The organism is Psychroserpens citreus, from assembly GCF_055686305.1.
Genome location: NZ_CM145999.1, coordinates 1,267,769 through 1,282,794, shown reverse-complemented (window position 1 = coordinate 1,282,794; position 15,026 = coordinate 1,267,769). Strand labels below are relative to the sequence as shown.

Here is a 15,026-nt window from a genome sequence, read left to right as displayed (position 1 = left end):
ATTAGACGTCTTTTTCAATGAAATCTAGTTTCGTGTTATAGATTTCGGCAATTAATTTTTTAAGCTCAATTTCAAAGGCCTCTAAAGTTTCAGAAGTAATCGTGTAATCTTTAGTCCTACTGTTAGATGAAGGTTTGGTAGCGAATTTTAGCACACCTGAACTCAAGCTTTTAAATGATATAATCCCTGCTTCAATTGGTAGTGTGATTTTTGAAGATGAATGCATCATATAGGCATACATTAGTATTTGGAAGCTTTTGCTATACTTGTCGTAATCTGATGTAATGACATCCCAATCTACAATGTGCACCTTATTAGATTCGACTCGTCCTGTTTTATAATCAATAATTCTAGTAGTTCCGTTATATTGATCAACGCGATCTACTTTCCCTGTGAGATATATTGTTTTAGGAAGCGCTTCAATTGTTATGGGAATCTTGTTTTCGGTTTCTATTGCAATTATTTTAATGGTATTGCCTTGTCTTAAACCGGAAATTTCAAGATTTAAGAAGTTAGAGATATAACGTTGTGCAATTTCAAAAATGATGAGGTTTTTTCCACTTGAAATATCACCATCTTTAAATTCTGCTTTAAAATGATGAGTTACCGTTGCATTAATTTTTGTTTTCATGGTTTTAACATGATCGATAGTAAGTATAAGCCCTTCAAGTGGTTTGTAGAAATCCTCAAGAGTATTATGGATTACTGTTCCTAAAGTGTTATAAGCTACACTTTCTTCGACTTCTTCATATTGTTTAATACCTAAGATTTTATCATAATAAAAATCAATAGGATTACGGATATAGTTGGTTAATGAAGATGGAGAAAACCCTTTTTTAGCTACTAAATCCAGAGTGTCAATAACTTCAGGTGTTTTTTTAACACGCTTTAAATTGTTTTCAATGGAAGGGACTTGAGCAGAAACGACATATTGTTTTGTTTTGTGGATATTTTCTACTTCTAATTGTGTGATAAACCTACTTTTTTCTCCGCCATTTAAAACATCGGGTTCCGTGTTATAAAGAATATAAGCTGTTTTAGCACGTTGTAATAATCTATAAAAATGATACGTGTATACAGCGTCTTTTTCTTTATAAGTTGGGAGTTTATTTTCTAGTTTGACATCGAATGGGATAAATGAATTATAACTTTTCCCAGAAGGTAAAATACCTTCGTTGACAGAGGTGATGATGACTGTTTCAAAATCGAGTACGCGAGATTCTAGCATTCCCATTATTTGAAGTCCTTTTAAAGGTTCTCCTTTAAAATCTAAGGTTTCGCTTTTAATAAGCTCGCGATATAAACTAAATAATGTAGCAATGGTATTAATATGAGAAAAAGAAGCGTTTAGTGTTTCTAAGCTATTAAACACTTGATGAAAGCGATATAAATACTCTAATGCTAACAAATTATCAGATTTGTCTTCATCAAGATTTGCTTTAATTTTTGATATGAGTGCAATGCAATTATGGATTGCACGAGAGGGGTTATCATTCCAAGACATAAACAATAATTGCATAAGAGGTTCCTTTTGTGGAGCTATAGCAATTAATTCGCTTAGAGAGATATAAGCTTTGTTATGTTGTTGAATGTGATTTATGATACGGTCTGAATCATTTGATGAAGTATTTTGAAATAATGACACCATATACTGATTTGATAATATATCAATTACATTTTTATGGTAAAGTTTCTCTGTTACGTTTTTATGAATACTAAATAAGGACTCAAATAAGGCTGCCAAAGGAATAACTTTAAGCGGCAATCCCATGGTAATATTAATGGTATTTATAGATTTTGGAATAGAATTAAGTAAAGGTAGCAGTAATGTTTCATCACCTAAAATCACAGCTGTATTATGTAGACTTTCTTTTTCTTTGTAAATGGTTTCTAAAAGTTCTCCAACATATTTTATCTGACTTATATTTTTAGGTGCGCCTATGATTTGAATGTCTTTTTCATCACTATACTGTTCTGACATCCAGTTAAAATCATGTTTGTCGAAGTATTTCCAATTAGCTTTATGTTGTCGTGTAAATAAGCCTGCATCATGAAATGGACTATCCATAAATGCTTTATCGATATCCCAATAAATTAAAGCGAGTTCTTGTTGTAATAACTCCTGAATAATGAGTTCTTCAGCTCTGTTAAGCGCATTAAAGCCTACAAATACAAATGTTTTATCAGCATTGAGTGCAATGTATTGCTCAATATTATTTACGGCCTCTCGATAAACTAATCCTTGATAGGCTTTCTTCTTTGAAATGAGCTGTTCTTGGAACTTTGAATAGTAGATTTTTAATCGGTTCCAGAAGGCTAGATAATTTTTGATGTATTGTGTTGGTTCTTCATCCAAAGACCAATGTTGATTTTCTATGTCTTTAATAGCAGATAGGTAATCAAATACATGATTTGGCGGAATTAAGTAACGATCTATTTCATTAAAATCCTGAAGCAAAAGTTGCGCCCATTTTGAAAATTGATCAAAAGGTTCAATATGTTGTTTAGGTGTGTTTTTAAGATATACATCATAAAACTCAAATAGCAATTCGGCATTAGAGACATATTGAAAATCTGAAAGCGTTTCAACAAACTCTTCTATTGAGACTATTTCAGGAGAGAAAATTGTTTTTTTTACATGTTGAGAAATGGCGCGTTTTAAAAATGTACCAGCACGTTTACTAGGAAGTATAAAAGTTAATTGAGTTACATCATAATGCTTTTCAATTAAATCCAGAATGACATCATCTATGAAGGGTCTCATAGTATAAAAATAAAAAACGCTCCGAATTAATCGGAGCGTTTTTTTACTTATTTATGTTTGTAAGTGAAACTTTCTTATTTAAGTTTTACTTCTACACGTCTGTTTTCTTTTCTTCCAGCTCTTGTAGAGTTAGAAGCGATTGGGTAATCTTCACCGTAACCAGTTGCAGTTAATCTATCTGCATTGATTCCGTTAGCGATTAAGTAATCTCTAACAGCGTTAGCTCTTCTTTCAGATAAAGCTTGGTTTGTTGCTTTAGATCCTACACTATCAGTATGACCTCCAATAGCGAAATCTGCTCTTGGGTATTCTTTAAAGATAGCTGTCATAGCTTGTAATACTTCCATAGATTCGCTCTTGAATGATGCTTTACCAGTATCAAATAAGATTGTTCTAGCGTAGTCATTTAATTGCTTAATTACTTCTTCAGTTGGAGCAATTTCTGGGCAACCATTATTAGCTACAGTACCAGCTTCGTTAGGACATTGATCATCTTTATCTAAGATTCCGTCACCATCAGTATCTGGCCAAGGACATCCTTTGTTTGCAGAAGGTCCTTTTTCGTTTGGACAATCATCAGCGTTATCAGCAACACCATCACCATCAGCATCAGGACAACCGTTTAATGCTTTTAAACCTGCAACTGTAGGACAGTCATCATCTTTATCAGCAACACCATCACTATCAGAATCTGGGCAACCGTTAAATTCAGCTAAACCAGCTTCGTTAGGACAATCATCTTTAGAATCTTCGATACCATCATTATCAGAATCTGGGCAACCGTTGAATGCTTCTAAACCTGGAACATCTGGACAAGCATCGTTTTTGTCATAGATACCATCACCATCTGTATCTTTACCACCAAATTTGATAGAAACACCAATAGAGTGTTGCCAGTGCTTTGGTAAATAATCTTCAAAAGAGTGCTTATAAGAAGACTGAGCTGTTACACCAACGTTTTCAGAAAACCAGTAGTTTACTCCTAAAGTTCCGTTTAATGTTCCAGCACCAATTTCGTCAACCCATGTGTAACCACCACCAACACCTAAATAAGGGTCGATTTTGTTAGAGTTGATTAAATCCATTAACCCGTAAGAAATTGTACCATCTAAACCGTAGTAAGATAAATCTTCCGCAGAAGAATCACCAATTTTGTCGATTCTGTTAATTGTACCTGCAGCTGAGATAGTGAAACCATCACTTAAATATCTTGAAATAGAAACTTTCGACAATGAAGGTAAATAATTCCAATGGTCAGTTACATTAAAGAATTCATCGAAGTACTCACCTAATGGAGCATCTTCACCAACAGGATAGAGATCAACTGCGTTAGCTCCAATCTCAATTTTCCATGGGTTGTTTTCGTCTTGCGCATTAACATTGAAGCTTACTAGTAGCAACAAAGCGAAACATAATCTGCTAAGATTTTTCATATTCTAAATAATTTTAATTTTAAGTGTTAATTAAAGGCAAAAGTAAGTTGTTAAATTTTATTAACAAAGACAAATATATAAAAATATTGATTATTAGTACTAAAAATAGGGAGTTTGGACTGATTTTAAATAATTTCTAATGTTTTACCCACTTTGACAAACGCAGCAATAGCTTTATCTAAATGGCTTTTAGTATGTGCTGCCGATAGTTGAACTCTAATTCTAGCCTTTTCCCTAGGGACAACCGGAAAAAAGAAACCTATAACGTAGATTCCTTCATCGAGTAACATCTTAGCCATGGTTTGAGACAGTTTAGCGTCATATAGCATTACTGGAACAATTGCTGAATCACCATCGATGATGTCAAATCCAGCGTCTTTCATTCCTTTTTTAAAGTAAGCTGTATTATCCTCTAAAGTGTCTCTTAATGAGGTGTCATTTGCTAACATATCAAACACTTTTATAGATGCACCAACAATTGCTGGGGCTAATGAGTTTGAAAATAAATATGGTCTTGAGCGTTGACGTAAAATTTCTATAATTTCTTTTTTAGCAGTGGTATAACCTCCCATAGCTCCTCCCATAGCTTTGCCAAGTGTTCCGGTAATAATATCAATACGACCTAAAACACCTTTCTCTTCTAATGTTCCTCTTCCTGTTTCGCCAATAAAACCTGTAGCATGACACTCGTCAATCATAACTAGTGCATCATACTTGTCTGCTAAATCACATATCTGATCTAGAGGAGCCACTAATCCATCCATTGAAAACACACCATCTGTAACAATAATTTTAAATCGAGCACCATTATCATTTGCAGCGATAAGCTGGCGTTCCAAGTCTTCCATATTATTGTTGGCATAACGATAACGAGCTGCTTTACATAATCGAACACCATCTATTATAGAGGCATGATTTAGTGAGTCTGAAATTATAGCATCTTCTTTTCCTAATAAGGGTTCAAAAACACCACCATTGGCATCAAATGCAGCAGCGTATAATATGGTGTCTTCTGTTCCATAAAAATCAGCAATTTTATGCTCTAATTCTTTGTGAATATCTTGAGTTCCACAAATAAAACGTACTGATGACATTCCGAAACCATGAGTATCCATAGTATCTTTAGCTGCTTGAATAACTTCGGGGTGAGAGGATAAGCCTAAATAATTGTTTGCACAAAAATTTAATACAGTTTGCCCTGTACTTAATGTAATTTCAGTACCTTGAGGAGAGGTAATAATGCGTTCTTCTTTGAAAAGACCATCATTTTTAATAGTCTCAATTTCGTTTTGTAAATATTCTTTGATATGTCCGTACATAGTTGGTTTAGTTTTTTACAAATTTAAAATTCTTTTATGGTAATCTCATCATTAATATAAATTAGAATTTTCTTAATGACTTCAATGTTCATGTCTTCTAATACATATTGATAATCGAAGAGTTGCTCCTTGTGCTTTGAGTCTTGCAATCCTGTTTTATAATCAACAATGATGGCTTGATTTTTTGTATTAATTACTACTCTATCGGGTCTTAAAAGCTGTCCTTCTTTTGTAATGATATCTTTTTCATTGTACACTTTAAGATTACTATTAAATAAGGGTTTTAAGTCCTTATGGCTAGTTATGTTACCAATTATAGATCTTAAATTTTCTAACTGATTAGAGCCAATTAGACCTGTGCTTAAAAAATGATCAAGCGCAAAATCAATATCATTCTCAGTTTTTATGAATGCCATGATTTGATGGATTAAATTCCCTTGTGCAATTGCTTTTTCTTGGACTGTATCCCACAAGAAACCTGAACTTGTAATGATATTAAGGTTGTGGTCTTCTTTTTGGGTAGAAAGGAATTTTTGCTGTTCTATATTTTTTATGGTGTATGTAGTATTTTCGGAAGGTCTTCTAAGAGTTCCAAAATTATAGGTCATAGTGTTGTCGTCCCATTCTCCGAGTGACTTTAGATAGCTTATGAGTAAACCTGAATAACGGTTAGGTTTTTCATTTTTAGTTTTTTTGTCGATATCATATTCTGAAATCACATATAGCTGCGTAATTGCTCTAGTTAACACAACATATAATAAATTAATACTATCTAATTCTAACTGTGATTTATATTCATTATAAATTTCGGCTCCTTTCTCATTAAACACTTCAAGATCTTTATTTATATTTAGATATAAATATGAAAACCCATTAAATTGTGTTTCATCTACAGGAAACCAAACTTTCGGATTTATATCTGCATAAATATCTTGATTGGCATAAGGAAATATAACCACTGGAAATTCTAAGCCTTTCGATTTGTGAATGGTCATTATTTGAATGGCATCTTTATCTGTAGGAGATACAATACTTAGTTTGTCTTTTTTGCGATCCCAATACTCTAAAAATCCTGAAAAACTCGCATTGTATTTTTGTGAGTAATCAAATACTTCGTCTAAATAAAACTGAATATATGCATTGGAAGTCTTATTTAATTGGAAGCCTCTAATAATACTTTCAACAGCCTCATAAATAGGGATTTGTAAAAACGCTCTGTAGTTAAAATTGAAACCATAAGTGTTTAGAGTTTCGAAAATAGCATGTGGTTTTTTATGAACCATTTGCTTAAAAAATGCATGAGTATCGGTAAGCTGTAATTTATGTTCAGCAATAAAAGTCAGTAAATGTATTTTGACCTCATCATTTTCAGGTTGCAGGCTTAAGGTAATGAGTTGATTTATAAATTGTACTTCAGGAGCATTTTTGAGTAATAGAGTTTCCGAAGAAATAATATCTATATCCAATGCACTTAAGTATTCGGCAATAGCGATACCTTCTTTTGTTTTTCTAACAATGATACAGATGTCTTTTCTCTTGTAACCCAGTTGTTTTACTTTTTTTATGATCTTTAATACGGCATCACAATGCAGCATGTTTTTATCCTCATTTTCAGTATTTAGAAAAGACAATTCTACATAGCCTGATGTATCAATAGTAACAGTTTGTTTGGCATTTTTATAGATGAGTTTGTGTTCTGGATTACTAAAGGCAAAATCGGCTATATGGTGAAAAAGCATATTATTAAAGTTGACAATAGTTTTGTGACTTCTGTAATTTGCTGGAAGATCTTTGACTGTTTTCTCTGTGTGAAATGGGTTTCCATCAGAATATAGGTCTATAAATTGTTCTGCACGTCCACCACGCCATCTGTAAATAGCTTGTTTTGCATCGCCAACTAGCATAGCAGTGCCATGTTCTCCCTTTAAATTTTCTCCAGAAACAGCATTACTAATTAATGGGATTAAATTCTGCCATTGCAACTCAGAGGTATCTTGAAACTCATCGATGAAGTAATGTTTAAATTTTTCACCAATTCGCTCATAGATAAAAGGTGCAGGCTGCGCTTTGATTTCGTTGTGAATAATAGAGTTAAACTCTGAAATAAGTAATATATCATCTTCGTCTTTGATGTCTTGAAGACTTTTTGCTAGGGCACTTAAAATTGACAAAGGTGTTACATTTTTCAAAACATTTTTCAAAAATTTTGAAGTGTAAACCAATCGTTTTACGGATAAATAACTAGTTTCTATTTCTGGTAACATAGAATCAATTGTTGCCGCTTTAATAGGATCTAATGTCTTGTTGTAAATTGATGTTCCGTTTGCTAGATTTTCTTGTAATTTATTATCGTAAAGTTTATTTAAATCTAAATGGCTTACCTTTTTAAAATGTTTAGGTAATGTTTGTCTGGTAAAGTCTTCAAAGTCTAAACCATTTAATCTGATTAAATTCAATGTTGATTGTGCTAAATCAACAATTTGTTCTTCAACGTCTTTTAGTTGCTTTTTTAGGTTACTCTTGAGTCCTTTGAAATCTTCAAGTGATTTGTCCTTTAATGTATTTAGATAAGGAATCTCATTTTCGTGAACTAGTAATTGTGCAATAGCATTAAAGTCATATGAAATATCCCAACTTTTATCGTCATCTGTTTTTTCAATGGCAAAATCGACGAGTACTTTTGTAAGCTCTTTATCTTCTCCTGTCTTATCTATTAGCTTATCTACAGCTTTACCTAATATGGTTGTGGTATCTAATTCGACTTCAAAATTCATAGGAAGCTTTAGATCATAAGCAAAGGTCCTTATGAGTTTGTGGTTAAACTTATCTATGGTTGAAATATCAAAAGCAGCATAATTATGAACGATGGTTTGTAGTACAACTTTTGAGCGTAGATGTAGCTGTCGAGGTTCAATATCTAGTTCTTTACTTAAAGTCTCAAACATTGGGTTTGGATGTTCTAGTATATGAACTTCGGAAAATGCCTTAAGCATTTCAATAACACGAATTTTCATTTCACCGACAGCCTTGTTAGTGAAGGTAAGTGCTAAAACATTTCTAAAAGCAAGCTTACTACTAGATTTAAATAAAATTTTAAGATATTCTTTAACCAATGTAAAGGTTTTTCCACTTCCAGCAGAGGCATTATAAATTGTAAATGGCGATTGGTTTTGCACGCTTAAAATTATAAAAACTATCTATGAGTTCATAGGTATTTAATATTTTTAATTGCGCTGTTTTATACGTAATTTTGGTATCATTACATATTAACATTAAAAAACAAAATATTATGGCTTTCGAATTACCGAAATTAAAATATGCATATGACGCATTAGAACCACATATTGATGCGCGAACAATGGAAATACATCACTCTAAACATCATAATGGGTATACAACAAAATTAAATGCTGCGATTGAAGGAACAGATTTAGAAGGACAATCGATTGAGTCTATCTTAGGAAACTTAGACATGAACAATAAAGGTGTGAGAAATAATGGAGGAGGATTTTATAACCATTCTTTGTTTTGGGATGTCATGAACCCAGAAGATAGAGGTTATTTATCTGGTGATTTAAAAGATGCTATTGAGGCAGAGTTCGGATCTAAAGAGGCTTTTATTGAAGCTTTTAGTAAAGCAGCTGCAACTCAATTTGGATCTGGATGGGCTTGGCTATGTGTTCATAAAGGAGGAAAAGTTGAAGTATGCTCAACACCAAATCAGGATAACCCATTAATGCCAGGCGTAACTTGTGGAGGGACTCCAATTTTAGGTCTAGATGTTTGGGAACACGCCTATTACTTAAACTATCAAAACAGAAGACCTGATTACATTGATGCATTTTTTAAAGTAATCAATTGGAACGAAGTAGAACGACGTTACGCAGAAGCTAAGTAATAAGCTGTTTATATAAAATAAAGAAGCAAACTATATTAGGTTTGCTTTTTTTTGTGCTTCGGAAATAGATTATGAATGTTGTAGGATGAATTAAAAATGAAAAAAGGTGAACGAGAGTTCACCTTTTTTGCCCCAAATCTACCATAAACTTAACCTACTTATGTTATGGTGAAACAAATATAACAGCACTTTTATTTAATATGTTAATTTTTTAGACCAACGACGAATAAATTGGCTTAAACGGAAAAATCAGTGTTTCTGAGTGTTTAATAGCTTGAAATAAACTTCAACTATAAGTAACCTTACAAATGGTTTGATAATCAAAGGGTTGCTTAGAATCGAAAAAAAAACATGAATGTTTGGGTTTAAGTTGCTGAAGATGTTGACATTAAAGAAATAAAAAAAGGTGAACGAGAGTTCACCTTTTTTTGCCCCAAATCTACCATGAACTTAACCTACTTATGTTATGGTGATACCAATGTATGTGATTATTGGATAAGAGTTATTAAATATTAGACGAAATGCATTTTTTTCAGATAAAAAGCCTTTTTTTAGGATAAAATACCAAATATAAACCGTTTATCTAGTACGCTCTTTCTTTGTTTCCTTCATAAAAATTAACAAAAGCCCTGTTAACCACACGATTACCTCCAGCAGTAGGATAGTTACCAGTGAAATACCAATCTCCTAAATTTTTTGGACAGGCCTCATGCAAGTTTTCTATAGGTTGAAAAATAGTTTTTACTTTAGCCTTTACAGTATCATCAGAAATCAATTCAGCAATCTTATCTGAAATTTCGTCTGCTGTGAATTGACTATATAAATCTTTAACAAAATTCTTTACCTCTGTGTCTTTTAACTCAAGTTGAGCTTTACATTTTTGATATACCTCTTCTACCATATGGTATTTATTATGTTCTTTTAATAATTCGAGCATGGCTCTAAATGCGATAAGACTCTCAAGGTTTGCCATATCAATACCATAACAATCTGGGTAACGAATTTGAGGAGCAGAGGATACTACTATGATTTGTTTAGGGTTTAAACGATCCATCATTTTAATAATACTCTTTTTAAGTGTTGTGCCTCTTACAATACTATCGTCAATTATTACCAAATTATCTTCAGGTTGAATTACACCATAGGTAACGTCATAAACGTGGGCTACTAAATCATCACGACTGCTATCTTCTGTAATAAAGGTTCTAAGTTTGACATCTTTAATCGCGATTTTTTCAATCCTAGGTCGTTCTGAGAGAATATCAGTCACATGTTGTGCTGAAAGTTTTCCATTACCATTTAAGATAGCTTTTGTTTTTCGTTCGTTGAGGTGTTGTTCAACGGTTTCTATCATTCCGAAGAAAGAAGTCTCTGCCGTATTTGGAATATAAGAAAACACAGTGTTTTTAGTGTCTTCATCTATAGCCTCCAGTACCTTAGGCATTAACAATTTACCAAGATTTTTTCGTTCTTGATAAATTTCAGCATCACTTCCTCGAGAAAAATAAATACGTTCAAAAGAACATGCTTTACGTTCTAGAGGTTCAATAATTTCTTCAATAAAGACATCACCAGACTTTTTGGTAATTATAGCATGACCAGGATCTAACTCTTTAACATCATCAAAGTTAACATTGAATACAGTTTGTATTACAGGGCGCTCAGAAGCGACCACAACAATTTCATCGTCGTCGTAATAATAAGCTGGACGAATACCAGAAGGGTCACGCAATACAAATGAATCACCATGACCTAATAAACCTGCCATGGCATAACCTCCATCCCAGTTTTTAGAAGCCTTCTTTAAAATTTTTGCCACATTTAAGCGCTCAGCAATTAAAGGAGAGCATTCATTTTTATTATACCCTTCTTTTTTTAATTTCTTATAAATTTTTGCTACCGCATCGTCAAGAAAGTGACCAATCTTTTCCATTATTGTGATAGTATCGGCTTTTTCTTTTGGATGCTGACCAAGTCTTACCAATCCGTCAAATAGTTGATTTACATTGGTCATATTAAAGTTCCCTGCAACAATAAGGTTTCTGTGCATCCAATTATTTTGCCTTAAAAAAGGATGAACACTTTCGACACTATTTTTGCCAAATGTGCCGTAACGCACGTGACCTAATAATAATTCGCCAACATAAGGAATATGTCTTTTTTGTAGGGCTACATCATTTTGATATTCTGGATGTTCTGTTAATTCATCATTAATACGTGCATTTATTTGTGCAAAAATGTCTTGTATGGGTTGTTGAGCTATAGAACGCACGCGGCTTATATAACGTTCGCCAGGTTTTGTGTCTAACTTAATGCTTGCAAAACCAGCACCATCTTGACCACGATTGTGCTGCTTTTCCATCATGAGATACATTTTGTTTACGCCATAAAATGCACTTCCATATTTTTCTTTGTAATACTCTAATGGTTTTTTAAGTCTTATAAGTGCAATTCCGCACTCATGTTTTAAAGCATCGCTCATTATTGTGTTGTTGTTTTAAGTCTACCAAAATTATAAATTTTGGGTTTAGTATTAAATAAAAAACGCGCTCAATTTTGAGCGCGTTGGTTTATGATAATTCAATGTTAAACTGCGTGAGTTGTTTAAATTGCTGCATACGTTTATGAACTTCTTCGTTTTCTAAGTTAACCATTCGTTCGGTTCCAAATTTCTCAACACAAAACGAAGCTAATGTGGATCCGTATATAACTGCATTTTTCATATTTTCAAAAGAATAGTCTTCAGTTTTTGCTAAGTAACCTGCAAAGCCACCAGCAAAAGTGTCACCTGCTCCAGTTGGATCAAAAACTTCTTCTAAAGGTAATGCTGGCGCATAGAACATATAATCATTGTGAAATAACAAAGCACCATGTTCTCCTTTTTTAATGACTACATATTTAGGACCCATTTCATGAATCTTTCTTGCAGCAACGACAAGTGAATACTCTCCTGTTAATTGTCTTGCTTCTTCATCATTAATTGTAATGACATCAATTTTCTTAATAACATTATGTAAATCGTCAAGTGCACAATCCATCCAGAAATTCATAGTATCTAGAATAACTAGTTTAGGTTTGGTTGTCATTTGTTCTAAAACACTCATTTGCACTATAGGGTGTAAGTTTCCTAACATCACAACTTCAGCGTTTTTGTATGCTTCTGGAACAACAGGATTAAAGTCAGCCAAAACGTTTAACTCTGTAGCAAGAGTATCACGAGAATTCATATCATTATGGTATCGACCGCTCCAGAAAAATGTTTTGCCTTCTTTTACAATTTCAATACCATCAATATTGATGTTTTTACTTTCTAGTAAATCTAAATACTCTTTAGGAAAATCTCCACCTACTACAGAAACAGCTGCTGCATCAATGTTAAAATGCGAAGCTGCTAGGCCAATAAAAGTAGCTGCGCCACCTAGAATTTTATCGGTCTTTCCAAAAGGGGTTTCGATAGCATCAAAAGCTACGGTCCCAACAATAACTAATTTGCTCATAAAGCGTTTTAAAAATTTGCTGCAAATATACAGCGATTAATTACAAACTCAATGTTTTTTGTAAGGAATAGAATCTATTTGGTTTTGCTCACAGATTCTTGAAGGTTTTTAAATGTTTTATAAGGCCCTTTTATGAGTAAATTATTAACCACAAATGAAGGGAGATTACCTTCTGGATCGAGAAATAATTGTTGTGTTACCTTGGTGTTATTATCCATTTCTTCTAAGAGCCAATATCCCATCAGTGTTTTGACTCGTATTGTTTTATCTTTTTTTGGTAGTTCATTTGGAAGACTCTCTAAAGTCAATCTTGTTGTTTTTTTGTCAATAATTTCTACAGATAATAATGTCACAATATCACGATCTTTGATGGGCCATGGTAAATCTTTATAGGCATAAAATACATGCTGATTGTTACCTATTTTTTTAACATAATAGCTAATGTTAGATGGACAGTCCTCATAATATTTGGGTGCTTCTAGAAGTTCTTTTAGTATAACTTTTGAAGGTGTGTTGATGGTAGTTACAGCCTTGAATTCTTTTAAATTTGAATTTGAAGTATTTCTCGTATATATTTTAATTTGATGACTTTCTTTTTTAAGATTCCAATACTCTTGTGATAATCCAAAAAACGGGAGACATAAAAAAAGCCGCAGTAAAATTCTCGTGCACATAGCTATTTCAATTTTAACTTTAGTAGTTGAAACCTCTATAGCATTACATATGAGATATAAAATTTTAGGCTATTTTCTACCAAAATCTGCAGGGATTTCACCCCAAGCTTTAGTTTCCCATTTAACAATGGTGGTATTGTAAGTATTATTTTTAAGCCAGATTACGGCTCGATCAACGAGTTCAAAAAGTGCTTTGTTTTTTTTATTGCGCTCTAGTTTTGTATTGCAATTTTTTTTTCTCACCCAACTTATAGCTGTTTTCGAATCGGTATAAATGATTAGATCGCTATTTTTTTTCTTGAGAAAGGCCAATCCATGTACAATTGCTAGAAATTCACCAATATTGTTTGTGCCTTCCTCAAAAGGGCCTTGAATGAAGAGTTGCTTTTTGGTTTTAGTGTCTACACCTCTATATTCCATTTTTCCAGGATTACCAGAAGAAGCTGCATCAACAGATATAGATTTATAATTGGGTTGACCAATTTTTTTAAGCTGAGCTTCGGAAAGTTCACTCTTGAATTTTTTTTGTTTGCCAATATAATCTTTGTAGTTGCCTTTGTAGGCCTTTTTTGCAGCATCAAATGTTGTAAAAGATTTATATTGAGCGCCTTGAAAATCTTTAATTTGAGCTTTACAATCGTCCCAAGATTCAAAAACGCCTGTGTGGTGTCCTTTCCAAACCGTATAGTATTTTTTCTTTTTTTTACTCATTTAGTAGTTGGTTAACAACTTTAGGAAAGTGTTCCATTTCCAATTTGTGAATCTTTTTTGCAACATCTTCAGCGGTATCAGATTTATTGACAGCACATTTCACCTGAAAGATAATAGCTCCTTCATCATAATGTTCATTAACATAATGAATTGTAATTCCCGTTTCGGTTTCATTATTCGCCACAACAGCTTTATGAACATGCATACCATACATGCCTTTTCCTCCATATTTTGGTAAAAGCGCAGGATGTACATTAATAACCTTATTCGGAAATTCGTTTAAAATATGTTGAGGAAACTTCCAAAGGAAGCCAGCTAAGACAATAAGATCTGGCTGCGACGATTTCAGAAGATGTAATACATCATCAGAGTTTGAAAAAGCTATTTTATTGAATGAGAGCGCACTAACTTTGAGAGTTTTGGCACGATCTAAAACTTTGGCATGAGGATTGTTAGTCAATACTTGAATAACAGAAGCATTTTCTCTGTTGTGAAAAAACTTAATTAAATTTTCAGCATTGGTTCCACTTCCGGACGCAAAGATTACAATACGTTTCATTTACAGACAAAATAGGTTAGATTATTCGAAACAAAAAAAAGAATAATAATTAACAATTAGTGCGTAAAAGATAAATTCTTCAAAGTAATTTTAGTAAATTACAAACACATTTTTAAAGTAAAGGTGTGTATTGAAATAAAGTTTTTTTATTTTTGCGACCTAATTAAAACT

General features: G+C 32.9%; 10 protein-coding genes. 1 reads left to right on the top strand and 9 read right to left on the bottom strand.

All coding sequences use genetic code 11. The annotated features are described in order from the left end of the window. Position 1: 1 nt before the first annotated feature. From ACTU6T_RS05685 to ACTU6T_RS05670, 4 genes are all read right to left on the bottom strand, one after another. Positions 2 to 2,764: a PD-(D/E)XK nuclease family protein gene (locus tag ACTU6T_RS05685; protein ID WP_460220291.1), complete on the bottom strand. Its 2,763-nt coding sequence runs from the start codon at positions 2,762 to 2,764 to the stop codon at positions 2 to 4. A 74-nt stretch (positions 2,765 to 2,838) separates the two neighbouring features. Further along, entirely contained in the window at positions 2,839 to 4,197 is a 1,359-nt protein-coding gene (locus tag ACTU6T_RS05680; protein WP_460220290.1) for an OmpA family protein, read from the bottom strand. A 125-nt stretch (positions 4,198 to 4,322) separates the two neighbouring features. After that, positions 4,323 to 5,516, bottom strand: a complete 1,194-nt coding sequence (gene kbl, locus ACTU6T_RS05675; protein WP_460220289.1) for a glycine C-acetyltransferase — start codon at positions 5,514 to 5,516, stop codon at positions 4,323 to 4,325. Positions 5,517 to 5,539: 23 nt separating this feature from the next. Then, positions 5,540 to 8,692: a UvrD-helicase domain-containing protein gene (locus ACTU6T_RS05670; protein WP_460220288.1), complete on the bottom strand. Its 3,153-nt coding sequence runs from the start codon at positions 8,690 to 8,692 to the stop codon at positions 5,540 to 5,542. Positions 8,693 to 8,805: 113 nt separating this feature from the next. Here ACTU6T_RS05670 and ACTU6T_RS05665 point away from each other — a divergent pair, with 113 nt between their 5' ends. Next, positions 8,806 to 9,414, top strand: coding sequence for a superoxide dismutase (locus tag ACTU6T_RS05665; protein ID WP_460220287.1), 609 nt, complete (start codon positions 8,806 to 8,808; stop codon positions 9,412 to 9,414). A gap of 583 nt (positions 9,415 to 9,997) precedes the next feature. Here ACTU6T_RS05665 and ACTU6T_RS05660 read toward each other — a convergent pair. The 5 genes from ACTU6T_RS05660 to purN all read right to left on the bottom strand — a co-directional run bounded on the left by ACTU6T_RS05660 (position 9,998) and on the right by purN (position 14,855). Further along, on the bottom strand, positions 9,998 to 11,896 hold the full coding sequence (locus ACTU6T_RS05660) for an amidophosphoribosyltransferase (RefSeq protein ID WP_460220286.1): 1,899 nt from the start codon (positions 11,894 to 11,896) through the stop codon (positions 9,998 to 10,000). An 88-nt stretch (positions 11,897 to 11,984) separates the two neighbouring features. Further along, positions 11,985 to 12,911 carry a PfkB family carbohydrate kinase gene (locus ACTU6T_RS05655; protein WP_460220285.1) on the bottom strand — a complete coding sequence of 309 codons (927 nt, stop codon included), beginning with the start codon at positions 12,909 to 12,911 and terminating at the stop codon, positions 11,985 to 11,987. Positions 12,912 to 12,985: 74 nt separating this feature from the next. Further along, positions 12,986 to 13,585 (bottom strand): START domain-containing protein, encoded by a 600-nt coding sequence (locus tag ACTU6T_RS05650; protein WP_460220284.1) that lies wholly within the window; start codon positions 13,583 to 13,585, stop codon positions 12,986 to 12,988. Between the two features lie 69 nt (positions 13,586 to 13,654). Further along, entirely contained in the window at positions 13,655 to 14,296 is a 642-nt protein-coding gene (locus ACTU6T_RS05645; protein ID WP_460220283.1) for a ribonuclease H1 domain-containing protein, read from the bottom strand. Then, positions 14,289 to 14,855, bottom strand: a complete 567-nt coding sequence (gene purN / locus ACTU6T_RS05640) for a phosphoribosylglycinamide formyltransferase (RefSeq protein WP_460220282.1) — start codon at positions 14,853 to 14,855, stop codon at positions 14,289 to 14,291. Before purN ends, ACTU6T_RS05645 begins: the two co-directional genes overlap by 8 nt. Positions 14,856 to 15,026 lie beyond the last annotated feature (171 nt).

Excerpts from the sequence above, each read along its gene's own strand:
- ACTU6T_RS05680 (WP_460220290.1), bottom strand. The coding sequence starts at position 4,197 with ATGAAAAATCTTAGCAGATTATGTTTCGCTTTGTTGCTACTAGTAAGC.
- purN (WP_460220282.1), bottom strand. The coding sequence starts at position 14,855 with ATGAAACGTATTGTAATCTTTGCGTCCGGAAGTGGAACCAATGCTGAA.
- ACTU6T_RS05645 (WP_460220283.1), bottom strand. The coding sequence starts at position 14,296 with ATGAGTAAAAAAAAGAAAAAATACTATACGGTTTGGAAAGGACACCAC.
- ACTU6T_RS05655 (WP_460220285.1), bottom strand. The coding sequence starts at position 12,911 with ATGAGCAAATTAGTTATTGTTGGGACCGTAGCTTTTGATGCTATCGAA.
- ACTU6T_RS05665 (WP_460220287.1), top strand. The coding sequence starts at position 8,806 with ATGGCTTTCGAATTACCGAAATTAAAATATGCATATGACGCATTAGAA.
- kbl (WP_460220289.1), bottom strand. The coding sequence starts at position 5,516 with ATGTACGGACATATCAAAGAATATTTACAAAACGAAATTGAGACTATT.
- ACTU6T_RS05685 (WP_460220291.1), bottom strand. The coding sequence starts at position 2,764 with ATGAGACCCTTCATAGATGATGTCATTCTGGATTTAATTGAAAAGCAT.
- ACTU6T_RS05660 (WP_460220286.1), bottom strand. The coding sequence starts at position 11,896 with ATGAGCGATGCTTTAAAACATGAGTGCGGAATTGCACTTATAAGACTT.
- ACTU6T_RS05650 (WP_460220284.1), bottom strand. The coding sequence starts at position 13,585 with ATGTGCACGAGAATTTTACTGCGGCTTTTTTTATGTCTCCCGTTTTTT.